The sequence below is a fragment of the Nocardioides sp. SLBN-35 genome, from assembly GCF_006715725.1.
Lineage (GTDB): Bacteria > Actinomycetota > Actinomycetes > Propionibacteriales > Nocardioidaceae > Nocardioides.
Genome location: NZ_VFNU01000001.1, coordinates 4643996 through 4664376 on the forward strand (window position 1 = coordinate 4643996; position 20381 = coordinate 4664376).

General features: G+C 71.4%; 19 protein-coding genes. 5 read left to right on the forward strand and 14 right to left on the reverse strand.

Going from position 1 to position 20381, the window contains the following annotated elements; genetic code table 11:
• Nucleotides 1-19: 19 nt before the first annotated feature.
• On the forward strand, nt 20-1033 hold the full coding sequence (gene glpX, locus FBY23_RS22360) for a class II fructose-bisphosphatase (protein WP_141800157.1): 1014 nt from the start codon (nt 20-22) through the stop codon (nt 1031-1033).
• Between the two features lie 284 nt (nt 1034-1317).
• Here glpX and FBY23_RS22365 read toward each other — a convergent pair whose 3' ends face one another.
• On the reverse strand, nt 1318-1923 hold the full coding sequence (locus FBY23_RS22365; protein ID WP_141800158.1) for a TetR family transcriptional regulator: 606 nt from the start codon (nt 1921-1923) through the stop codon (nt 1318-1320).
• A gap of 108 nt (nt 1924-2031) precedes the next feature.
• Here FBY23_RS22365 and FBY23_RS22370 point away from each other — a divergent pair, with 108 nt between their 5' ends.
• Entirely contained in the window at nt 2032-2763 is a 732-nt protein-coding gene (locus FBY23_RS22370; RefSeq protein WP_141800159.1) for a DUF981 family protein, read from the forward strand.
• 46 nt (nt 2764-2809) lie between these two features.
• Here the strand turns inward: FBY23_RS22370 and FBY23_RS22375 are convergent, their stop codons facing one another.
• Complete coding sequence (locus tag FBY23_RS22375; RefSeq protein ID WP_160158336.1) at nt 2810-3640, reverse strand: alpha/beta fold hydrolase; 831 nt, start codon at nt 3638-3640, stop codon at nt 2810-2812.
• Between the two features lie 58 nt (nt 3641-3698).
• Here FBY23_RS22375 and FBY23_RS22380 point away from each other — a divergent pair, with 58 nt between their 5' ends.
• Nucleotides 3699-4625 carry an alpha/beta fold hydrolase gene (locus FBY23_RS22380; protein ID WP_141800161.1) on the forward strand — a complete coding sequence of 309 codons (927 nt, stop codon included), beginning with the start codon at nt 3699-3701 and terminating at the stop codon, nt 4623-4625.
• Here FBY23_RS22380 and FBY23_RS22385 read toward each other — a convergent pair.
• From FBY23_RS22385 to FBY23_RS22420, 8 genes are all read right to left on the reverse strand, one after another.
• Nucleotides 4591-5982, reverse strand: coding sequence for an ABC transporter permease (locus FBY23_RS22385; RefSeq protein WP_141800162.1), 1392 nt, complete (start codon nt 5980-5982; stop codon nt 4591-4593). The genes FBY23_RS22380 and FBY23_RS22385 overlap by 35 nt on opposite strands.
• Complete coding sequence (locus FBY23_RS22390) at nt 5979-6758, reverse strand: ABC transporter ATP-binding protein (protein WP_141800163.1); 780 nt, start codon at nt 6756-6758, stop codon at nt 5979-5981. Before FBY23_RS22390 ends, FBY23_RS22385 begins: the two co-directional genes overlap by 4 nt.
• Nucleotides 6759-6851: 93 nt before the next feature.
• Nucleotides 6852-7502: a response regulator transcription factor gene (locus FBY23_RS22395; protein WP_141800164.1), complete on the reverse strand. Its 651-nt coding sequence runs from the start codon at nt 7500-7502 to the stop codon at nt 6852-6854.
• Entirely contained in the window at nt 7499-8731 is a 1233-nt protein-coding gene (locus FBY23_RS22400) for a sensor histidine kinase (RefSeq protein ID WP_160158337.1), read from the reverse strand. Before FBY23_RS22400 ends, FBY23_RS22395 begins: the two co-directional genes overlap by 4 nt.
• Before the next feature lie 60 nt (nt 8732-8791).
• Nucleotides 8792-9994, reverse strand: a complete 1203-nt coding sequence (locus FBY23_RS22405; protein WP_141800166.1) for an ABC transporter ATP-binding protein — start codon at nt 9992-9994, stop codon at nt 8792-8794.
• Between the two features lie 7 nt (nt 9995-10001).
• Nucleotides 10002-10835 carry a carbohydrate ABC transporter permease gene (locus FBY23_RS22410; RefSeq protein WP_141800167.1) on the reverse strand — a complete coding sequence of 278 codons (834 nt, stop codon included), beginning with the start codon at nt 10833-10835 and terminating at the stop codon, nt 10002-10004.
• Nucleotide 10836: 1 nt separating this feature from the next.
• Nucleotides 10837-11763, reverse strand: coding sequence for a carbohydrate ABC transporter permease (locus FBY23_RS22415; protein WP_260806507.1), 927 nt, complete (start codon nt 11761-11763; stop codon nt 10837-10839).
• Nucleotides 11764-11768: 5 nt separating this feature from the next.
• The gene (locus tag FBY23_RS22420) at nt 11769-13106 is read right to left on the reverse strand and encodes an extracellular solute-binding protein (protein WP_141800168.1); all 1338 of its coding nucleotides are present in this window, start codon (nt 13104-13106) and stop codon (nt 11769-11771) included.
• A gap of 164 nt (nt 13107-13270) precedes the next feature.
• Here FBY23_RS22420 and FBY23_RS22425 point away from each other — a divergent pair, with 164 nt between their 5' ends.
• Nucleotides 13271-14473 carry a DUF4032 domain-containing protein gene (locus tag FBY23_RS22425; protein WP_141800169.1) on the forward strand — a complete coding sequence of 401 codons (1203 nt, stop codon included), beginning with the start codon at nt 13271-13273 and terminating at the stop codon, nt 14471-14473.
• Between the two features lie 8 nt (nt 14474-14481).
• Here FBY23_RS22425 and FBY23_RS22430 read toward each other — a convergent pair whose 3' ends face one another.
• From FBY23_RS22430 to FBY23_RS22440, 3 genes are all read right to left on the reverse strand, one after another.
• Complete coding sequence (locus FBY23_RS22430; protein WP_141800170.1) at nt 14482-15540, reverse strand: 2,3-butanediol dehydrogenase; 1059 nt, start codon at nt 15538-15540, stop codon at nt 14482-14484.
• 30 nt (nt 15541-15570) lie between these two features.
• Entirely contained in the window at nt 15571-16755 is a 1185-nt protein-coding gene (locus FBY23_RS22435; RefSeq protein WP_222117911.1) for a hypothetical protein, read from the reverse strand.
• A gap of 104 nt (nt 16756-16859) precedes the next feature.
• Nucleotides 16860-17861, reverse strand: a complete 1002-nt coding sequence (locus FBY23_RS22440) for an asparaginase (protein WP_141800171.1) — start codon at nt 17859-17861, stop codon at nt 16860-16862.
• Between the two features lie 49 nt (nt 17862-17910).
• Here FBY23_RS22440 and FBY23_RS22445 point away from each other — a divergent pair, with 49 nt between their 5' ends.
• Entirely contained in the window at nt 17911-18579 is a 669-nt protein-coding gene (locus FBY23_RS22445; protein WP_141800172.1) for a YdeI family protein, read from the forward strand.
• Nucleotides 18580-18642: 63 nt separating this feature from the next.
• Here the strand turns inward: FBY23_RS22445 and FBY23_RS22450 are convergent, their stop codons facing one another.
• Nucleotides 18643-19953, reverse strand: a complete 1311-nt coding sequence (locus tag FBY23_RS22450; RefSeq protein WP_141800173.1) for an HNH endonuclease signature motif containing protein — start codon at nt 19951-19953, stop codon at nt 18643-18645.
• Nucleotides 19954-20381 lie beyond the last annotated feature (428 nt).

Sequence of the window (20381 nt, forward strand, 5' to 3'; positions counted from 1 at the left end):
GACCGATAGGGTTCGCCCTATGAACGACGCCCTCATCGTGGAGCCGCCCGCCCCCGACCGCAACCTCGCCCTCGAGCTGGTCCGCGTCACCGAGGCGGCCGCGATGGCGGCCGGGCGCTGGGTCGGCCGTGGCGACAAGAACGGCGCCGACGGCGTGGCCGTGCAGGCGATGCGCGTGATGATCTCGACGGTCAGCATGAACGGCACCGTCGTCATCGGCGAGGGCGAGAAGGACAACGCCCCGATGCTCTACAACGGCGAGAACGTCGGCGACGGCACCGGCCCCGAGTGCGACGTCGCCGTCGACCCGATCGACGGCACCACGCTGACCGCGAAGGGCATGGCCAACGCGGTCGCCGTCCTCGCCGTCGCCCCGCGCGGCACCATGTACGACCCGTCGGCCGTCTTCTACATGGAGAAGCTGGTGACCGGCCCCGAGGCCGCCGAGGTCGTCGACATCCGCTACCCGGTCGCCGAGAACATCCACCAGGTCGCCAAGGCCAAGGGCTCCAATCCCTCCGACGTCACCGTCGTCCTCCTCGACCGGCCCCGGCACGCCCAGCTCGTCGACGAGATCCGCGCGACGGGCGCCCGGATCAAGTTCATCACCGACGGCGATGTCGCCGGCGCCATCATGGCCGCCCGCGCCGACACCGGCATCGACCTGCTGCTCGGCATCGGCGGCACCCCCGAGGGCATCATCGCCGCCTGCGCGATGAAGGCCATGGGCGGCACCATCCAGGGCCGGCTGTGGCCGACCGACGACGAGGAGCGCCAGCGTGCCATCGACGCGGGTCACAACCTCGACCCCGACCACATCCTCACCACCGACACGCTGGTCACCGGCGACGACTGCTTCTTCGTCGCCACCGGCATCACCGACGGCGAGCTGGTCCGCGGCGTGCGCTACCGCGGCGGCGGCGCCGTCACCCAGTCGCTCGTGATGCGCTCGCGCAGCGGCACGATCCGCACCATCACCTCCGAGCACCAGCTCTCGAAGCTGCGCAGCTTCTCCGCCATCGACTTCGACTGAGTCCTTTGGCGCTCGCTTCGCTCGCGCATGTCGCGCCGCCTGCCAACGCGGCGCGACGAGTTCCAGCCGCAGGTGATGCGTGCGCGCATCAAGCGCGGCTGAATGTTCTCCGTCGGGCGCGCCGCGTTGCCTGGACTGAGCGGAGCGAGCGAGGAACGAGCGAGCGCAGCGAGGGAAGGCAACGCGCAAGAGCGCGCGCGACATGCGAGCGAAGCGAGCCAAACAAACACCGTGATTCCCTGACGCAGCGCACCACCCCCGCAGCAAACCAACCCTGACCCCAGCTACCCCCGCACCAGCTCCAGCAACCTCGCCACGTCACCCACCGCGTCCGCGATCGGGTCCTCGTCCCCCACGGCGGCGCCGTACAGCAGGGCCGCGTCGAGCATGCGGACCACGAGGTCGAAGTCCGGGCTCTCAGCGACCGCCGACCACCCGCACCGGTCCAGCGTCTCGCGCAGGGCGTCGAGCAGCACGGGGCGCGCGGCAGCCATGATCGGGCGCAGGTCGGGGTCCGCCGTGGCAGCGAGCATCGGCCGGAGCCGGCGAGTGACCACGGCCGGGTCCAGGGCGGGCGCGTAGAGCACCTCGAGCAGGAGCTGTGCCGTACGCCGGGCCGAGCGGCTCCGGCGCCCGATCGACCGCGCGCGCTCGGCCGCTCCCGCCGTGCGGATCTCCTCCGCGGCGGCGACCGCGGCGGCGTACAGCTCCTGCCGCGTCGCGAAGTAGTAGCCGGCGGACCCGGCCGGTACTCCGGCTGCCGCGGCGACCCGCCGGTGCGTGACGGCGTCCGGCCCCTCCTCGATGAGCAGCCGCGCCGCGGCGTCCCTCATCGCGCGGGTCCGCTGGACGCTCCGGTCCTGGACGGGGCGGCGGGAGGCGGCGGGCACAGGCCCACCCTACGCAGGACCAGCCAGCCGGAATATCCATACGTGCGTATAGGTTCTGCTGGACGAGGACCGAGATCCGGTCCCACGGATCACCAGAGGTGCATCACCATGAGCAGCCTTGTGGCCCAGGAGGGCCTGAAGATCGACTGGGCGAACATGCCCACCTACAACACGATCATGGCCGTCGCCGTCGGCGCGGGCCTGATCACGCTCGTCATGCTCGGCCGCGAGCTCCTGCGCGCCCCGGAGGAGGTCGAGCCGGACGGCTGGGCGCTCACCTTCGGCGCACTCGGCACCGTGCTCACCACGACCGGCCTGCACATGACGCTGACCTGGCCGCTCGCGGCCGGCGGCTTCCCGTTCGACAACATCATCTTCGGCGAGACCAGCCTGGGCTTCGGCGTCCTCCTGCTCGCCGCGGCGCTCTACCTGTGGAAGCGTGGCGCGGTGGCCCTCGCCGCCGCCAAGCCGATCCAGGCGCTCGCCCGGGTGGCGCAGCCGATCACGGTCTTCGTCGGTGGCCTCGGCCTGAGCCTGGTCGCGATCGCCGCGGCCGGCATCAAGTACCAGCTCTTCGCGGCCCCCGCCGAGGAGCCGATCTCGGGCGAGTTCGCCAACCACCCGATGGTCGAGGCGACCTTCATGTCGCTGCTCATCGCGATCGTCGGCCTCGGCGCCCTCGCCTTCGCCGTGCTCGTCAACCGGGTCCGCAGCACCGGCACCGCCGGCGTCTGGGGCCGGATCACCGGCTGGCTCTGGGGCCTGTCGGGCGTGCTGTTCCTGCTGTTCGGCGCGATGAACTTCTTCACCCACATCGGGCTCATCGTCAACACCATGTGATCCGCGGGTCGGGTCTCCCCGTCGTACCCGGCATTCGGGTCGTGATTCAGGCCGAGTCGCGACCCAGATGCCGGGTACGACGCACGTCCGGCACCGCCAGCGCCCCCGCCACCACGTCGATCACCCGCGGGTCGACCGCCATCCCGATGTGGGACGCCCGGACCTCGACGGCCCGGCCCGCGGGGTCGATGCACGCCCGCCAGTCGACGATGCCGTCGCGGCGCGAGTAGACGTTGGTCATCGCGACGTCGGCGCGCAGCGGCTCCTGGGACTCGGTGAAGCTGAGGTGGGCGCACTCGCCGGCGACGCAGTCCTCGCTCATCAGGCCGGGGACGCCGGCGTCGGAGAGCCGGTTGAGCACGCGGACGCCGCGCGTCAGCAGGGCGTGGTGGGCGGCCGGCGCGCGCATCGGGCTGCCCATGGTCACGATCCCGGCCACCAGGTCGGGGCGCCGGGCGGCCAGGCCGCGGGCGATCATGCCGCCGAGGCTGTGCCCGACGATCTGGACCCGGGCGTCGCGGCGCTCGGCGATCTGCTCCAGGCGCGCCTCGAGCGCGAGCGCCGAGCCGAGGGTGCAGCCGACGTTGGCGTGGATGTGGGAGCGGTAGGTTCGGAAGCCGCGTCCCCGCAGCTCGGCGGCCATCGCGGTGAGGGTCCAGTCGCCGGCGAGGAAGCCGGGGATGAGCAGCACCGGCTCGGCGACCCGCGTCGCGGACCGGTCCGCGACGGGGGTACGACGACGCACGCGTCGGGTCGCGCCACGACGGGCCGCGAACCGACCCGCCTCGGTCACCAGACTGCCCTCGCGCAGCAGCGCGGCCAGTGCCGGACGGCCGTAGCCGTCGGGCAGCAGCCAGGGCGCCAACGTGTTGCTCACGTCACAAACGGTACCCAGTTGAATCGACAACTACGCGCAACTTGTCAAACTGGGTGTCATGTCCGCCTCCGACGAGCTGCTCGCCCCCGTGTCTCCCGAGATCGAGCTGTGCTACCAGACCTTCGGCGACCCGGGCGCCGAGCCGCTGCTGCTGGTGATGGGCCTCGGCGGTCCGATGACCTGGTGGGACGCCGAGCTGTGCGTCCAGCTGGCCGAGGCCGGCTTCCACGTGATCCGCTACGACAACCGCGACACGGGTCGCTCGACCCGCTCGACCGGTCGCGTACGACGGACCGACCTGGTCCGCGCCTTCGTCGGGGCGCCCGCCCGGGCGCCGTACTCGATCGCGGACCTGGCCGAGGACGCCTTCGGGCTCCTCGACCACCTCGGCATCGAGTCCGCGCACGTCGCCGGCGTGTCGATGGGCGGGATGATCGCGCAGACCATGGCGCTCACGGCGCCGGAGCGGGTGCGCAGCCTGAGCAGCATCATGTCGTCCACGGGCCGGCGCACGGTCGGCCGCCAGCACCCGAGCCTGCTGCCCACGCTGATCGCCGGGCGCGGCCCCGGGCGCGAGGACTACATCCGCGGCAGCCTCGCGGTCTGGAGGATCATCGGCTCCCCGCGGTTCCCGCAGACCGAGGAGAGGCTGCGCCAGCGCGCCGGCGAGACGTGGGACCGTGGTGTCACCCGGGCCGGCGTGCTGCGCCAGATGATGGCCGTGCTCACCCAGCCCGACCGGACCCGGGCGCTGGCCGGCGTCACCGCCCCGACGCTGGTGATGCACGGCCTCGCCGACCGGATGGTGCACGTCTCGGGCGGCCGGGCGACCGCGGCCGCCGTACCGGGGGCACGGGTGACCTTCATCGAGGGCTGGGGGCACGACCTGCCGGCCGCGCTGTTCCCGGCGTTCACCAGCGCGATCCGCCGCAACGCGGACCGGGCCGCGATCAGGCCTCGATCCGCAAGGCCTCGATCGGAGTGACCGCGACGGCCCGCCGGGCGGGCGCCCGGCTCGCGGCGAGGACGAGGACGACGCCGCAGGCCGCGATCCCGGCAAGCACCAGCCACGGCACACCCCACACGAAGCCGTCGGTGCCGAACCCGATCAGCGACTGGGCGCCCACCGAGCCGTAGACCAGGCCGAGCAGCATCCCGAAGGCGACCGCGGTCGCCGACAGCGCGATCGACTCCCGGGTGATCATCGAGCGGACCTGGACCTGCGTGAAGCCGAGGGAGCGCAGCAGACCGATCTCGCGCTGCCGCTGGATCACTGTCAGCGACATCGTCGAGACGAACCCGACCGCGGCGATGACCGAGGAGATCACCACGATCGCGATCAGGATCGCGGTCGTGGTCGCCAGGATCTGGTCCGTCTGGACCTGTTGGGCGGGGTCCAGCTCCCACCCGCCCACCGAGTCGCGCAGCGCCTGCATCCCGGACGCGAAGGTGGTAACGAGCGTCACGCCGATGACCAGTCCCATCGTGGACCGCGTCGTCCGGAGCGGGTCCTTGACCGCGTTGCGGCGGGCCAGCACGGCGGGCGGCCGGGTGCCGACCAGTCGCGAGCAGGCCCCCACCAGCGCGGGGATCACGAACCGGGCGCCGATCAGCAGGCCGGTGGCGGAGAGGACCGAGCCGAAGAAGGCCGCGAGGAAGCCCGCCGCACTGCCGTCCTCGCCCAGCCACGTCGACAGCAGCAGGACCAGGAAGCCGCCGCCGATCAGCATCAGCGCTCCGATCGCCCGCAGCACCGATCCGCTGCGCGAGCGGGGCAGCTCGGTCGCCGTACCGCTCATCGCCTGGGCCGGCGAGACCCGCAGCACGGCCCGCGAGCCGAGCCAGCCGGCGAGCATGGCCGCGACCGCGACGGCGGCGGTGCTGAGCAGCACGAGCGGATGGACGAGGGCGTAGTCGGCCTCGGGCAGTGTGCCGCGGGCGACCAGGACGACCCGCGTCAGGTCGGCCAGTACGACGCCCGCCACCGCGCCGGCGACGCCACCGGCCAGGCCGACGAGCGCGGTCCCGCGCATGACGGATCGCCGCAGGTACGGGCCCCTGGCGCCGAGCAGGCGCAGCAGCGCGATGTGCCGCAGCCGCCCGGCGATCACGGTGTCGACGCAGTTGGCGATGACCACGACCGAGACGTAGAGCGCGATCAGGATGAACACGGTCGCGACCGATCCCAGCAGGACGCCGACCCCGCCACCCTCGCTGGCCATGCTGGCCAGGTTGCTGCTGGTCATGATCAGCACGGCGGCGTACGCCGACCCGAGCCCGCCGACCAGGCCCACCGTGCCGAGCTCGCGCGCCGAGCCCAGCACCAGGTTGCGGGAGCTCATGCGACCTGCTCCTCGAAGGAGATCAGCAGGTGGGAGATCTCCTGCGGGCTCATCCGGCCGTGGTCGCCGACGATCCGGCCGTCCGCGATGACCAGGATCCGGTCGGCGTACGACGCCGCGACCGGGTCGTGGCTGACCATCGCGATCGTCTGGCCGTAGTCGCGCGCCGCGGCCCCGAGCAGCGACAGCACCTCGCGCGAGCTGCGGGAGTCGAGGTTGCCGGTCGGCTCGTCAGCGAAGATGATCTGCGGTGTCGCGGCCAGGGCGCGGGCGATGGCCACCCGCTGCTGCTGGCCGCCGGACAGCTCGCTCGGCCGATGACCGACCCGGTCGGTGAGGCCCAGGGCGGCGATGATCCGCTGGATCCAGGCCGTCCGCTCGGCGTCGACGCGACGGCCGGCGAGCTCGAACGGCAGCAGCACGTTCTCGTAGGCCGTCAGCGTCGGCACCAGGTTGAACGACTGGAACACGAAGCCGACGTGCTCGCGGCGCAGCAGGGTGCGCTGGTCGTCGGTCATCGAGTGCACCGGCGCACCGGCGACCCAGACCTCGCCGCTGGTCGGGTCGTCCAGCCCGGCCGCGACGTTCATGAAGGTCGACTTGCCGGAGCCCGAGGGCCCCATGATCGCGGTGAAGGCACCGCGCTGGATGTCGACGCTGATCCCGTCGAGCGCGCGCACCTGGCCGGCGCCGGTGCCGTACGTGCGGGTCACGCCGCGGAACCGCACCACGGCGGAGTCGGGCTGCTGGGGCGGGCTGTAGGTCGGCTGGTTCATGCGCTCCACGCTAGGAATCCGCGGCGCCGCGCACATCGGGCGCAGGATCGAACCCGCCTACATCGCAGGATGTACGCCGGCCCCCTAGAACCCTCAGATCAGTCCGTGCTCGTAGGCATAGACCACCAACTGCACCCGGTCGCGCAGCTGCAGCTTGGTCAGGATCCGCGAGATGTGGGTCTTCACCGTCGCCTCGGAGAGGTACTCCGCCGCCGCGATCTCCGCGTTGGACAGTCCGGCCGCGGCGCGCAGCAGGATCTCCCGCTCGCGCGGTGTCAGGGCGTCGTACTCCGGGCCGGGGGCCGCGGTACGGGCCCGGAACCGCTCGAAGAGCCGCCGGGTCGCACCGGCCGCGACGACCTGGGTGCCGGCGGCGACCGAGCGGATGGCGGCCAGCAGGAGCTCGGGCTCGGCCTCCTTGAGCACGAACCCCGACGCGCCCGCCTCGATCGCCGAGGCCGCCGACTCGTCGAGGTCGAAGGTGGTCAGCACCAGCACCCGCGGCCCGTCTTCGCCGTGCTCCGCGACGATCTGTGCGGTGGCGGCGACCCCGTCGAGGACGGGCATCCGCACGTCCATCAGCACGACGTCCGGTCCCGTGTCGCGGACCAGCTCGACCGCCTCCGCGCCGGTCCCCGCCTCCCCCACCACCTCGAGGTCGGGCTGGGAGCGCAGCAGCATGCCGATCCCGGTGCGGAACAGCGGCTGGTCGTCCACGAGCAGGACCCGGATCGGTTCTGTCATCGGTCCTCCGTGGTCGGGATGAAGGCGGCGACCTCCCACGTGGACGGGCGTCCCGGCTCCGCGGGCAGGGTGCGGCTGGCGAAGGTGCCGCCCGCCACCTCGGCGCGCTCCGCCATCCCGGCAAGCCCGTGCCCGCCGGGCTCGCCGTTCCTGCCGTCCCGGCTCGCCCCGGGTGGGATCGCGTTGCGGACCCGCAGCCGGTAGCCGTGGGTCCAGTCCTCGGCGACCTCGACCGGCCGGGTCAGGTCACCGTGCTTGAGGGCGTTCGTGAGGGCCTCGCCGAGGATCCGGTGGGCAGTGACGGTGAGCAGCCGGTGCTCCGGTGGCGTGCCGTACGACGTCTCGACGATCGTCATCCCGGAGGCGCGCATCCGGCCGAGGAGCTCGCCGCGGCGCTCGAAGTCCAGCGGCACCGGGTCGGTCTCGCGGTCGCGCAGCTGGGTCAGCAGGCGTCGTACGTCGGCCATCGCGGTGCGCGCCGTCTCGCCGATGGTCCGCAGCGCCCCCTCGGCCTCCTCCGGGTGGCTGCGCAGTCCGTAGCGCGCGCCGTCGGCCTGGGCCGCGACCACCGCCCACGAGTGCGCGACGACGTCGTGCATGTCCGCGGCGATCCGGCTGCGCTCGGCCTCCTGGCGCAGGACCTCGGCCAGCCGCTGCTGCTCCACCGCGTTGACACGTGCCTCGAGGGCGGCGTCGACCCGGGCCTGGACGGTCTGCCGGCCCTGCCAGCGCAGGTAGCCGACCAGCCAGCCGCCGAGGGTGAAGACAGCGCACATGGCCGCCGTGCTGACCGCCGCGAACGCCGTCTCGGTCGGCGAGGAGTACCACTCGCTCGACAGCTGGGCATTGAGCGCCATCGCGACCCCGGCCACGACGGTGGCGACCACACCCGCGGCGAGGCCGAAGCGTCGTACGCCGCGGCGTTGCGAGGCGCCGAGGGTGAAGAACAGCGGGAAATAGGCGATGTCGGCGATGAACGCGATCTCGCGGTCGGCCAGCTGGCCGACCGCCGCGGCGAAGGCGAGCACGACCATGCCGGGCAGCCACCAGCGCCGGATCGCGAGCGCCAGCACCAGCAGGGCGGCCGCGACCAGGGTGAACCCGCCCTGGGTGAGCTGGGCGAGGAGCGCGAACAGGCCGAAGCCGGCCGCGGTGACGACGTCGAAGACCACCTGGGCGCGCGCGGGCCGGGCGTCCTGCCACACGGCAGTGTCGTTCGGCCCGCTCATGTGCTCATTGTCGCGGGCTCGCACGGGGATGTCGTCCATCCCCCGATGTACGCGGCGGCGTCAGCCGGCGGCGACCTCCGCGCCGGGGATCCGCCCGGCCCGCTCGCGGTCGACGGTCAGGTTCTCCCCGGTGGCGGGGTCGAACAGGTGGATGCGGCGGCCGTCGACCCAGATCTCGGCGTCCTGGCCCTCGGAGATGCGGCTCGCCCCGTCGAGGGACACGACGAGCTGGGTGCGCATCGCCTCGCCGTCGAGGTCCTTCTCGAGCTGCTGCAGCTGGGCCCTGACCTCCTCGGGCGCCTCGAACGGGATGTAGGCGTAGGTCTCGTTGCCGAGCCACTCCACCGCGTCGACCTTGGCCGTGAACGTCGACCCGCTGCGTCCCTCGGCCGCGGCGAGGGAGGCGTCCTCGAAGTGCTCGGGGCGGATGCCGGCGATCAGCAGGCCCCTCCCGGCGGCGCGCTCGGCCTTGTCGGCCGGGATCTCGACACTGCCGAACGGCAGCCGTACCTGCCCGCCCTCGACCGTCGCAGGGAGGAAGTTCATCGGCGGGGAGCCGATGAAGCCCGCGACGAAGAGGTTGCCGGGGTTCTCGTAGAGCTCGCGCGGCGTCGCGAGCTGCTGGAGCACACCCCGCTTGAGCACGGCGACCCGGTCGCCGAGCGTCATCGCCTCGGTCTGGTCGTGGGTGACGTAGACCGTGGTGATGCCGAGCCGCTTCTGCAGCCGGGCGATCTCGGTGCGCATCTGGCCGCGCAGCTTGGCATCGAGGTTCGACAGCGGCTCGTCGAACAAGAACGCATCGGCCTGCCGGACGATCGCGCGCCCCATCGCCACACGCTGCCGCTGGCCACCCGACAGGTTGCCGGGCTTGCGCTCGAGGTGCTCGTCGAGCTCGAGCGTTGCCGACGCCTCGCGCACCAGCTTGTCGACCTCGGCGTCGGGCTTCTTGGCCAGGCGCAGCGGGAACGCGATGTTCTCGTAGACCGTGAGGTGCGGGTAGAGCGCGTAGTTCTGGAACACCATCGCCAGGTTCCGCTCGCGCGGCGCCAGGTCGTTGACCCGCTTCTCCCCGATCAGCATGTCGCCGGAGGTGATGTCCTCCAGGCCCACGATCATCCGCAGCAGCGTGGACTTCCCGCAGCCCGAGGGCCCGACGAGGATCATGAACTCCCCGTCCGCGACGTCGATCGAGACGTCGTTGACGGCCGGGAAGCCGTCGCCGTACTGCTTGACGATGTGGTTCATCGTGATGGCAGCCATCAGTGGTTCACCCCTTCACGGCGCCGGAGGTCAGGCCGGCGACGATCTTGCGCTGGAAGATCAGGACGATGACGACGATCGGGATGGTCGCGATGACCGCTCCCGCGGCGAGCAGCGAGGCCGGCCGGTTGAACGGGTCGGAGCCGACGAAGAAGGACAGCGACGCCGGGATCGGGCGGGCACTCTCTGTCGAGGTGAGCGAGATGCCGAAGACGAAGTCGTTCCACGCGAAGAAGAAGGTGAGGATCGCCGCGGTGAACACGCCGGGCGCCGCCAACGGCACGATCACCTTGCGGAAGGCCTGCCACGAGGTCGCCCCGTCGACCTGGGCGGCCTGCTCCATCTCCCACGGGATCTCGCGGAAGAACGCCGACAGGGTCCAGATCGCCAGCGGCAGCGTGAAGGACATGTAGGGGATGATCAGGCCGGGCCAGGTGTCGTAGAGCCCGACCGCCCGCCACATGTCGAACAGCGGGCCGACCAGCGAGACCACCGGGAACATGGCGATCGCCAGCGCGATGGTCAGCACCGCCTTCTTGCCGCGGAACTCCAGCCGGGCGATGGCGTACGCCGCCAGGGTGGCCACGACCACCGAGAGCACGGTCGCGATCAGGCTGATCCCGATCGAGTTGCGGATGGCGAGGAGGAACTGGTCGTTGTCCAGGACGTCGCGATAGTTGGACCAGCCCGCTCCCTCGCCGTCGGCGGGGAAGAAGCCCGGGCTGCCGTTGGTGATCGCGGTCTGGGACTTGAAGGACAGCGAGATGATCCAGGCCACCGGCAGCAGGCACCAGACCATGATCAGGAGGCAGCCGACGACGAGGCCGATGCGGTTCTTCATCTCAGGACTCCTGCCGGGCCTGCGCCAGGTCGACGCGGAAGAGTTTGACGATCGCGAACGCCACCACGAGCACGGACAGGAAGAGCAGCACCGACAGTGCCGAGCCCATGCCGAGCTGGAACTGCTCGATGGTCTGGCGGTAGGTCAGGAAGCTGATCGACTCCGTCTTCACCGCACCCGCGGTCATCACGAAGATGTTGTCGAAGATCCGGTAGGCGTCGAGGGCCCGGAACAGGACCGCGACCATGATCGCGGCCCGCATGTTCGGCAGGATCACCTTGGTCAGCCGCTGGGTCCAGGTGGCGCCGTCGACCTTCGCCGCCTCGATCATGTCCTCGCTGACCTGGGCGAGGCCGGCGAGCAGCAGCAGCGACATGAACGGCGTCGTCTTCCAGATCTCCGAGACCATGATCGCCACCACGGCCGACCCGGTCTGCCCGAACCAGTTGAAGTCGTCGCCGACGAACGGCAGCCACCCGTTGACGAAGCCGTTCTGGAACGAGAACGCGAACTGCCAGGCGAAGCCCGAGACCACGGTGATGATGCCGTAGGGGATCAGGATCGAGGTACGGATCACGCCCCGGGCGAAGATCACCCGGTGCATGACCATCGCGAACGCGAAGCCGATCACCAGCTCGACCGCCACCGTGACGACCATGTAGAGCACGGTCACCCCGGTCGTCTGCCAGAACAGCGGGTCGGTCAACGCGGTCAGGTAGTTGCTGATCCCCACGAAGTCGCGCTCGTCGGGCGCGGTGAGGGCGTAGTCGAAGGTCGACAGGTAGAGGGCTCGCAGCATCGGGAAGGCCGTCACGAGCAGCATCAGCACGATCGCCGGCGCCACCAGCTTCTGGCCGAGACGCGTCTCCGCGCGGGCGCGGTCGCTGACGGCGGGCCTGCCCTTCACGGGCTTCACGGGTGCGGTCACGGTGCTCACAGCAACGACTTCCCTTCCAGCACGTCCTCGAGGTACGTCGCCGAGTCCTTCGGCGTGCTGCCGGGTTCGACCGAGGTGGGCGAGTGCCACTTGGCCTGGATCGCGCCGGAGATCATCGCGTAGAACGCGCTCTTGGGTCGCGGCCCGCCCTCGTCGACGCTGGTCCGGAAGAGCTCGATCAGGTCGGCCGGGTAGTCCCCGCTGGCCGCGACCTTGTCGTACGCCGCGTTGGTGGAGGGCATCAGGCCGTTCTCGAGGGCGAGGTCGACCTGGGCCTGTTCGGAGGTGATGCAGCGCGCCGCCTCCATCGCGAAGTCAGGATGCTCGCTGTAGGCACCGACCCCGATGTCGATCCCGCCGACCGGCGGCTTCGACGCCTCACCCTCGACCGTCGCCGGGTAGCGGGCCCAGCCGAGGTCGGCGAACTGCTCGTCGGTGAGGTCGGATCCGACCTGGCCCTCGTAGTTCTTGTAGACGAAAGTCCAGTTGACCATGAACTCGCCGGCACCGTCCTCCGGGAACATCTGCCCGAGGCTGGTGCCCTCGTTGGACACGGTGAGGTCCGGTTGTGCCGCCTTCGAGTCGGCCAGCTCCTTGATCACCTCGGCCGCCTTGCGCCCGGCGTCGGAGTCGATGTCGACCTTCGCGTCGCGTCCCGCCTCGGTGTCGGAGACGATGTCGCCGCCGGCGCCCTGGACCAGCGCGTTGATCCACACGACGTACGCCTCGTACTTGTTCGCCTGGACCCCGACCGTGCCGCCGTTGTCGGCCGCCGCCTTGATCACCTGGTCCCAGGTGACCGGCTGGGTCATGTCGAGGCCCGCGGCCTGCGCGAGGGACTTGCGGTACCAGAGCACCTGGGTGTTGGCCCACAACGGGATCGCGAAGACCTTGTCGTCCCAGGTGACCGTCTCGGCCGCGCCGGAGAGGTAGTCGCCGTCACCGCCGACGCTGCTGGTGATCGAGTCCGCAAGATCGCCCTCGACCTGCTGCAGCCAGCCGGCGTTGGCGAACTCGGCCACGAAGACCGGGTCGAGGTTCATCAGGTCGGTGGAGGAGTCCTCGGCGGCGAGCCGGCGGGCCAGCTGGGTGCGCTGGTCCGTGGCCCCGTTGGGGAGCAGCTGCACCGAGATGTCGTACTTGTCGGTGCTGCACTGCTTCGCGTACTTCTGGAAGGTGTCCACCCCGTCGGGGTTCACGTACCAGTTGAGGACCGGCTTTGCCGAGCCCCCGCACGCTGTCAGGCTGCCGGCCGCGAGCGCCGCGACGGCCGCGAGCGTGGCGCGACGGCGGCGCCGGGACGGTCGTCCCGGCAGGCCGTTGATCGATCTCATCGCCCTGATCACCCCTCCCGAGGATGTGGCGTGTGTCACCCAGTCCTACCCCTACGTCGCGGACTTTGTCCACGGCCGGGTGCTGCCCCGATGCCCACCCGGCGGCGGTTCAGTGCCCGATCCGGGCTGGTTCAGACCTGCCGGGACTGGCGTAGGTTTCGACCATGGCGCTGCATGTCGTGGCCGCCCGGACCGACCCGGCCCTGTTCCGGCTGCCGTGGTCGCGGCCGCTCGCGGACTGGGACGACTGGTACGTCGTACCTCTGCCGCTCGGCCTGTCCCGGCACGTCGTCCGCGTGGTCCAGGTGAACCGCCAGTTCCTCGCCGTGAAGGAGACCGAGGAGGCGATCGCGCTGCGCGAGTACGACCTGCTGCGCGACCTGCAGCGGCTCGACCAGCCGGCCGTCGTACCGCGGGGGGTGGTGACCGGCCGGACGGGTGCCGGCGGCGAGCCGCTGCCGGCGGCGCTGCTCACCGAGCACCTTCACTACTCGCTCTCCTACCGCACGGTCTTCCAGCACGGCCTGCGCGCCGAGCAGGTCCCGGCCCTGGTCGACGCCCTCGTGGTGCTGCTCGTGCGGTTGCACCTCGCCGGCTTCTTCTGGGGCGACGTGTCGCTCTCGAACGCCCTCTTCCGCCGTTCTGCCGGGGGTTTCGCGGCCTTCCTCGTCGACGCGGAGACCGGCGAGCTGCGGTCGTCGGTGTCGGACGCGATGCGTGAGCAGGACCTGACCGTGGGGGTGGAGAACATCTTCGCCGAGCTGATGGACCTGCAGGCCAGCGACGACACCGACATCGAGGTCGACGGGTTCGCGATCGTCGCCCAGCTCACCGAGCGCTACCACGCCCTGTGGGACGAGCTCACCGCCGCCGAGGAGTTCGGCGCCGACGAGTGGTACCGCGTCGAGCAGCGGATCGCCCGGCTCAACGACCTCGGCTTCGACGTCGACGAGCTCGACGTCCGCACCGAGTCCGACCGGGTCCGGATCCAGCCGAAGGTCGTCGAGGCCGGCCACCACCGCCGCGAGCTGCGCGAGCTGACCGGCCTGGTCGCCGAGGACAGCCAGGCCCGCAAGCTGCTCAACGACCTGGCGGCGTTCACGGCGCACGGCGGGTACGACGACGAGGACCGCGAGGTCGTCGCCCGGCGGTGGCTGGCGAATGTCTACACCCCGATCGTCGAGCTGCTGCCGCCGGAGCTGCGGCGCACCATCTCCGCGCCGGAGTACTTCCACGAGGTGATGGAGCACCGCTGGGCGCTCTCGGACGCCGCCGGGCACGAGGTCGACATCCACGACTCCGCGCGGGACTACGTCGCGAACGTGCTGCCGCACCGGCCTCCGGACACCCCGACGGGGTTGGCCTGACGGACGCCCTACCGCGGCTGGACGAGGATCTTGACGTTCGACTCCTTGTTCTTGATCAGCTCCTCGAAGCCGCCCACGACGAGGTCGTCGAGACCGATGCGGCCGGTGATGAACTGGTGCGGATCGACCAAGCCTCGGGCGATCAGGTCGATCGTCGGGCGGTGGTCGTCGGCGTACGCGAGGCTGCCGAGCACGTTGACCTCGCGGAACACCAGGTCGTTCATGGCCACCGAGGCCTCGTGTCCCCAGATCGCCACGTTGACGCAGGTGCCGCCGACCCGGGTGGACTGGATCGCCGTCTTCAGCACGGCGTCGACGCCTGCGCACTCGAAGGTGATGTCCGCGCCCCTCCCCTTCGTCAGCTCCATGATCTCCGCCGTCACGTCGGTCGAGCGTGGGTCGAGGACGTGTCCCGCGCCCGCGACCGTCGCCTTCTCCTTGCGCACGTCGGCCGGCTCGACCACGATCACGTCCTCGACCCCGACCGCGCGCAGAGCCGCCGTGGTCACCAGGCCGATCGGTCCTGCACCGAAGACGACGGCCGTGTGGTCGGGCCGCGTGCCGGCGAGGCGTACGGCGTGGTAGGCGACGGCGAGCGGCTCCACGAGGGCACCCACGTCGGTGCCGAGATCTCCGAGGGGGTGGATCCAGCGGCGCTCCGCCACGACGTACTGCGAGAACCCACCGCCCATCCCTGACAGTCCGACGAATCCCAGGCTCTGGCACACGTTGTAGCGACCCTGCGTGCAGGCGTCACACCTGCCGCACACGATGTAGGGCTCGACGACGACCCGATCGCCCACACGTAGGTCCGTGACGCCCTCTCCGAGCTCGGCCACGACGCCGGCGAACTCGTGTCCCAGCGTGATCGGGACCGTCTCACCGGTCAACGGGTGCGGTGCGTCCGCGGGCGGCGCGAAGATCGGGCCCTCGAGGTACTCGTGGAGGTCGGTGCCGCAGATCCCGCACCACTCGACCTCGACCTTGACGGTGCCGGGGCGGACCACAGGCTCGGGGACCTCGTCGATCCGGATGTCCCCGCGGCCGTGGAAGCGTGCTGCCTTCATGATTCTCTCCTCTTCTCGATGGTGTGCGGTTCAGCCGGCCGAGGTGACGGTGGCTCCGGGCACGACGACGGCAACGTCAGCGTCGGGCCGAGCGCCCGAGTCGGGCGCGGCTGCCGGCGCCCGGAGCGGATAGGACCCGAAGCCGACGACGTAGAGCAGGGTCACGAGGGCGAACCAGTCGAGGAAGCCCAGGGCGTTGCCGTGAAGCGCTCCGACGACGACCGGCTCGTGGAGGACGTGCTCGGCCAGCACGTAGTAGTAGCCGACGAAGGTCACGACGGCGAGCCCGAAGGTGATCGCGGCGCGGCACACCAGGTTGGTCGCCGTGCCGAAGCCCGTGGGCCGGTTCCCGAAGGCGTTGCCCCAGAGGATCATCCAGGCGACCCAGCACACGCCGATCTGCGAGGGGAACTGGTTGAGGGTGACGCCGAGCTGGTCGCTCACTGCCGAGCCGACGACCGCCTGCACGACGGCCCGAAGGCCGAAGTAGAGCCCGGTACCGAGCAGCACGTTGCCCACCAGCGAGACCAGCGCCACCGCGCCCCTCCCGCCGGCGAGGCGCCACGGCCAGTTCTCCCAGCACAGGCCGGTCAGCACGATGGCCACGACCACGCTGTAGTACCAGCCCAGCAGGGCGTTCAGCTCCAGGACCGGGCCGTGGTCGCCGACCTGCTCGGCCACGGCGGGGATGCCCAGGACGACGTACAGCAGGATCGTGGGACCGAGCAGGAACGCGATCTCGCACAGGCCGACGAACGGCTGGCGCAGTCCCCGGTCCGTCCACGGCCAGTGGTTCCAGTTCACCACCGCCATCACGTAGGTCGAGAAGCCGAACAGGACGAACAGCGCCCCGGTGAAGTAGCCGACTCCGCCCTCCCGGCCGGCGGCGAAGCTCGGGTCCAGCGCTCCTAGTCCGTGTCCGAGCAGCCAGGTCACCGCCACCGCGAAGGCCACCGTCGCGGCGGTGTACGCGGCGCCGCGCGCGGGTTGTGGGAGACGCGCGAACCCGGCGAGCTCGAGGTTGAAGCCGGTCCACACGACGAACATCAAGGCCCAGAAGAGAGCCGCGTTGAACGGCAACGGGTAGACGTCGAGCGGACTCGTCGTGGGGTCGGCCAGGAGGTACCAGCCGAGGAGGGCGACGGCGAGGACCACCGCCAGGTTCGCGAGCCCGAAGGCCCACCACGCCATCGGGCGCTTGTCGTTGTGCTGCATGTCGGACCACCTTCTGGGAATGTGACCGACAGCACACTCGCAAGCTCCGGCGAGCCGGAACCGTTGCACCCGGTTGCAGCCAGAAGACTGCCCGAACGGGCAGGTCAGGGCCGGCCGCGCACCTCGAACTCCTGCGCGACCTCCGCCCGCGCCACGGGCCCCCTCAGTGCAAGCGCCCACAGCAGCAGCCGCGCCTTGACCGGCGAGAGCCAGCCGGCGCCGACCGCACCACGGGCGAGCAGGTCGATCTCGGAACCCGGGTAGCCGTACATCGCCCGCCCGGTGGGGCCCGAGCCCGTGCGCGAGGCGAAGACGACCGGGACCTGGCGGGCCAGGCGGCCCACCGCCTCGGCCGTCCGGGCCGACACGTGCCCGGCGCCGAAGCCGGCGACCACGACGCCGTCGACGTCCTCGGCCCGGATCGCGTCGAGGACGTACCCGTCGTCGCCGAGGTAGGTCGCCACCAGCGGCACCCGCGGATCGCCCGCCTCCTGCCCCGGCGAGAGCCGCAGCGCGGGCACCCGGCCCGACGGGACGCCGTACACGACCTCGCCCTCGACGCAGCGCCCGATCGGACCGAACCCCGCCGAGCGGAAGGCGCTGGTCGACATCGAGTCGGTCTTGGCGACCCAGCGGGCCTGGTGCAGCTCGTCGTCGAACGCGACGAGGACGCCTCGCTCGCGCGAGCCCGACGCGAGGGCGCCGCGGACCGCGCTGAGCATGTTGGCAGGACCGTCGGCACCGGCGGCCTGGGGCGAGCGCATCGCGCCGGTGACCACGAGCGGCTCGGGGCGGTCCCAGAACAGGTCGAGGAGGTAAGCCGACTCCTCCAGTGTGTCGGTGCCCTGGGTGATGACCACGCCCCGGGCACCGGCGTCGACCGCGGCCTGCGCCCACGCCAGGGTGCGCAGGACGGTCGGCTCGTCGAGCGACGGGCTCGGCAGCGAGGCGAGCGTCTCGGCCCGCACCGTCGCGGTCTCCTCGAGCCCGGGCACGGCCGCCGCCAGCGCTGTCGCGGACAACGTCGGCACCACCTCGGTGCCGTCGTCGGACGTGGACGCGATCGTGCCGCCGAGCGCGCCGATCGCCACGGTGGGAAGGGTCATGGACCCAGCATTCCGCACCGCTGTCGGCCGTCGGTGGCAGGCTCGTCGCATGGCACGCGACACCACCCCCGGCCGGCTGGGCGGCAGCGCCGAGCGCCCGGCCCGCTTCTTCGCCGACGCCGCCGAGTTCGGCGCGTGGCTGGCCGCCCACCACGACACCGAGACCGAGCTGTGGATGGGCCTCTACAAGAGGCACGTCCCCGACCGCGGCCTGACCTGGGCGGAGGCGGTGCCGGAGGCGCTGTGCTGGGGCTGGATCGACTCGGTCGCCCAGCGCATCGACGAGGACGCGACCCGCCAGCGCTGGACCCCGCGGAAGAAGACCAGCAACTGGAGCAAGGTCAACATCGACCTCGTCGAGCGACTGCGCGCCGAGGGCCGGATGCAGCCGTCGGGGCTGGCGATCTGGGAGGCGCGGAGGCGCGACGTCGCCCCCTACACCCACGAGGCCGGCCCGGGGCTCGCGCTGCCGCCGGCGTACGCCGCCCAGCTCGCTGCGGACCCGGCCGCCACCGCCTTCTGGGAGGCCGCCACCAACACCTACCGCCGGATCTGCATGAACTGGGTGACCACCGCCAAGCAGGAGGCGACCCGCGACCGGCGGATGGCCCAGCTCGTGGAGGACTCGGCGGCGGGACGGATGATCCCGAGCCAGCGCTACGGCGAGATCCCGAAGTGGGTGGAGCGGGCTGCCGCCGCGGCGGCAGCCGCGCGCTGAGGTCGCCTGGACGCGCCGATGCCCCCGCGGACGTGAGGTCCTGCGGGGTGCGGGGCGGGGTCGCTACTCGTCGGGTGGGCTGGGGTCGCTGGTGTCGCTGGTGTCGTGGAGGGGGTGGGTGCCGCGGTGGTCGACGCGGAACCGGAACCCGTTGGGGCTGGTCCACACATAGGTCGCCGGCATCGGGGTGTCGTAACACCACGTCGAGTGGGTCTTGGCGCGGTGATGGCGCCGACACAGCGCGACCAGGTTGCACGGGCAGGTCTTGCCGCCCTCCCCGTAGGGCTGGTGGTGGTCGACGTCGCACCGGGTCGCGGGGCGGGTGCAGTGTGGGAAGCGGCAGGTGGGATCGCGGAGGATCACGCGGGTCCTGTGGCGGTCGGGGATCTCGTAGGCCGTGACGGGGACGTGGTCGGCCAGGTCGATGACCGGCCGCACGATGATCGTGCTGTGTCGCGCACGCAGCCACTCCCGGATCTGGGCGGTGGTGATGGGGCAGCGGCCTTCGTCCCAGCGGCCGACCGGGTTGTGCCCGGTCAGGGTGGTGTCGGTGAGGTGGATGTTGAGGACGACCTTGCGTCCCGGGACGGTCGCGACGACCTCGCCGGTGTCGGCGTCCGGGATCAACAGGTCCAGCGCGATGTCCTGGCGGGCGAGCTCCGCGGCAGCCTTGGAACGCCGCACGTCCAGCGACGAGTCGTCACCGAGCTGACCCAACACCCGCGCGCGCCGGGACACAGCCAGGTCGAGGTCGTAGCCATCCGCGGCGTCCAGGAGTCCGTCGAGGTGGACCAGCCCGTGCTCGTCCACGTCGCCGAGGTCGAAGTGGCGGTGATCGCTCGCCTTCTGACGGTCGGCCTCGGCCCGCTCGGGGTCGAACCGCAGCACTGCTTCGGTGACGAGACGTTCGAGCTGGGCCCAGCCGACTCCGGAGGCGTTCCACAACTGCCGGTCCACGAACCCAGCCGCCTCAGCACACAAGCCGTGGGTGAGGTCGGCGATCCGCTCGGCCCGCCACGGCGCCAACCGGCCGGAGGAGACGGCGGCGTAGACGTTCGGGAGCCGCCAGGCACACTCGATCACCCGCCCGACATACGCCCTCCCACCATCAGGGGACCTGCCGAGGACCGCGACCAGCTCCATCAACGCGAACTCCGACACCAGCGGTGCACCCGCACCTGCGATCGGGACACCGGTGTCGAGGTAGCCCTCGGTGATCGCCGCGGCCCCCTCAGGTGAGGTGACGACGTGGTCGCTCGCCCACTCCACGATCGCGGTCCATTCATCGACCAGGAGGTCGTTGCGGGCCCGGATGCCGGCGCTCAGCCGCGACAGCACAGGTGCTGTCGAGCGGGGCTGGGTCCCGAGATCCATGACTGGATCCTCCCACCCACCTCCGACACAATCGCGCGTCGGAAACCCGCCTGTGGACAGGGGAAACTCGATCCGTGGGGTGTGGAGAACCGACGTCTCCAGCTGCAACCGAAATGGCGTCGCGGACCGCAGCCCGACCGCCGAACCCAGCCACCTCGACGCCTTCCTCGTCGCTGCCCATTCGGAACGAGACCGGCTACGGAGCCGAAGCCCGCGGACAGTTCCGGCAGCACGGCCAGGGGTCTCGTGACAGTCGCTGCGCGACCTCCTCGACCACCGGGGGATGCGGACCGTAGCCCGACCGCCAGACCCAGCCACCTCGCTCGCCAGCGCCTCTCCGAACGCAACCACGACGCAGCCGAAGCCCGAGCACAGTCCCGGCAGCATGGCCAGGGGTCTCGTGACGGTCGCTGCGCGACCTCCTCGAC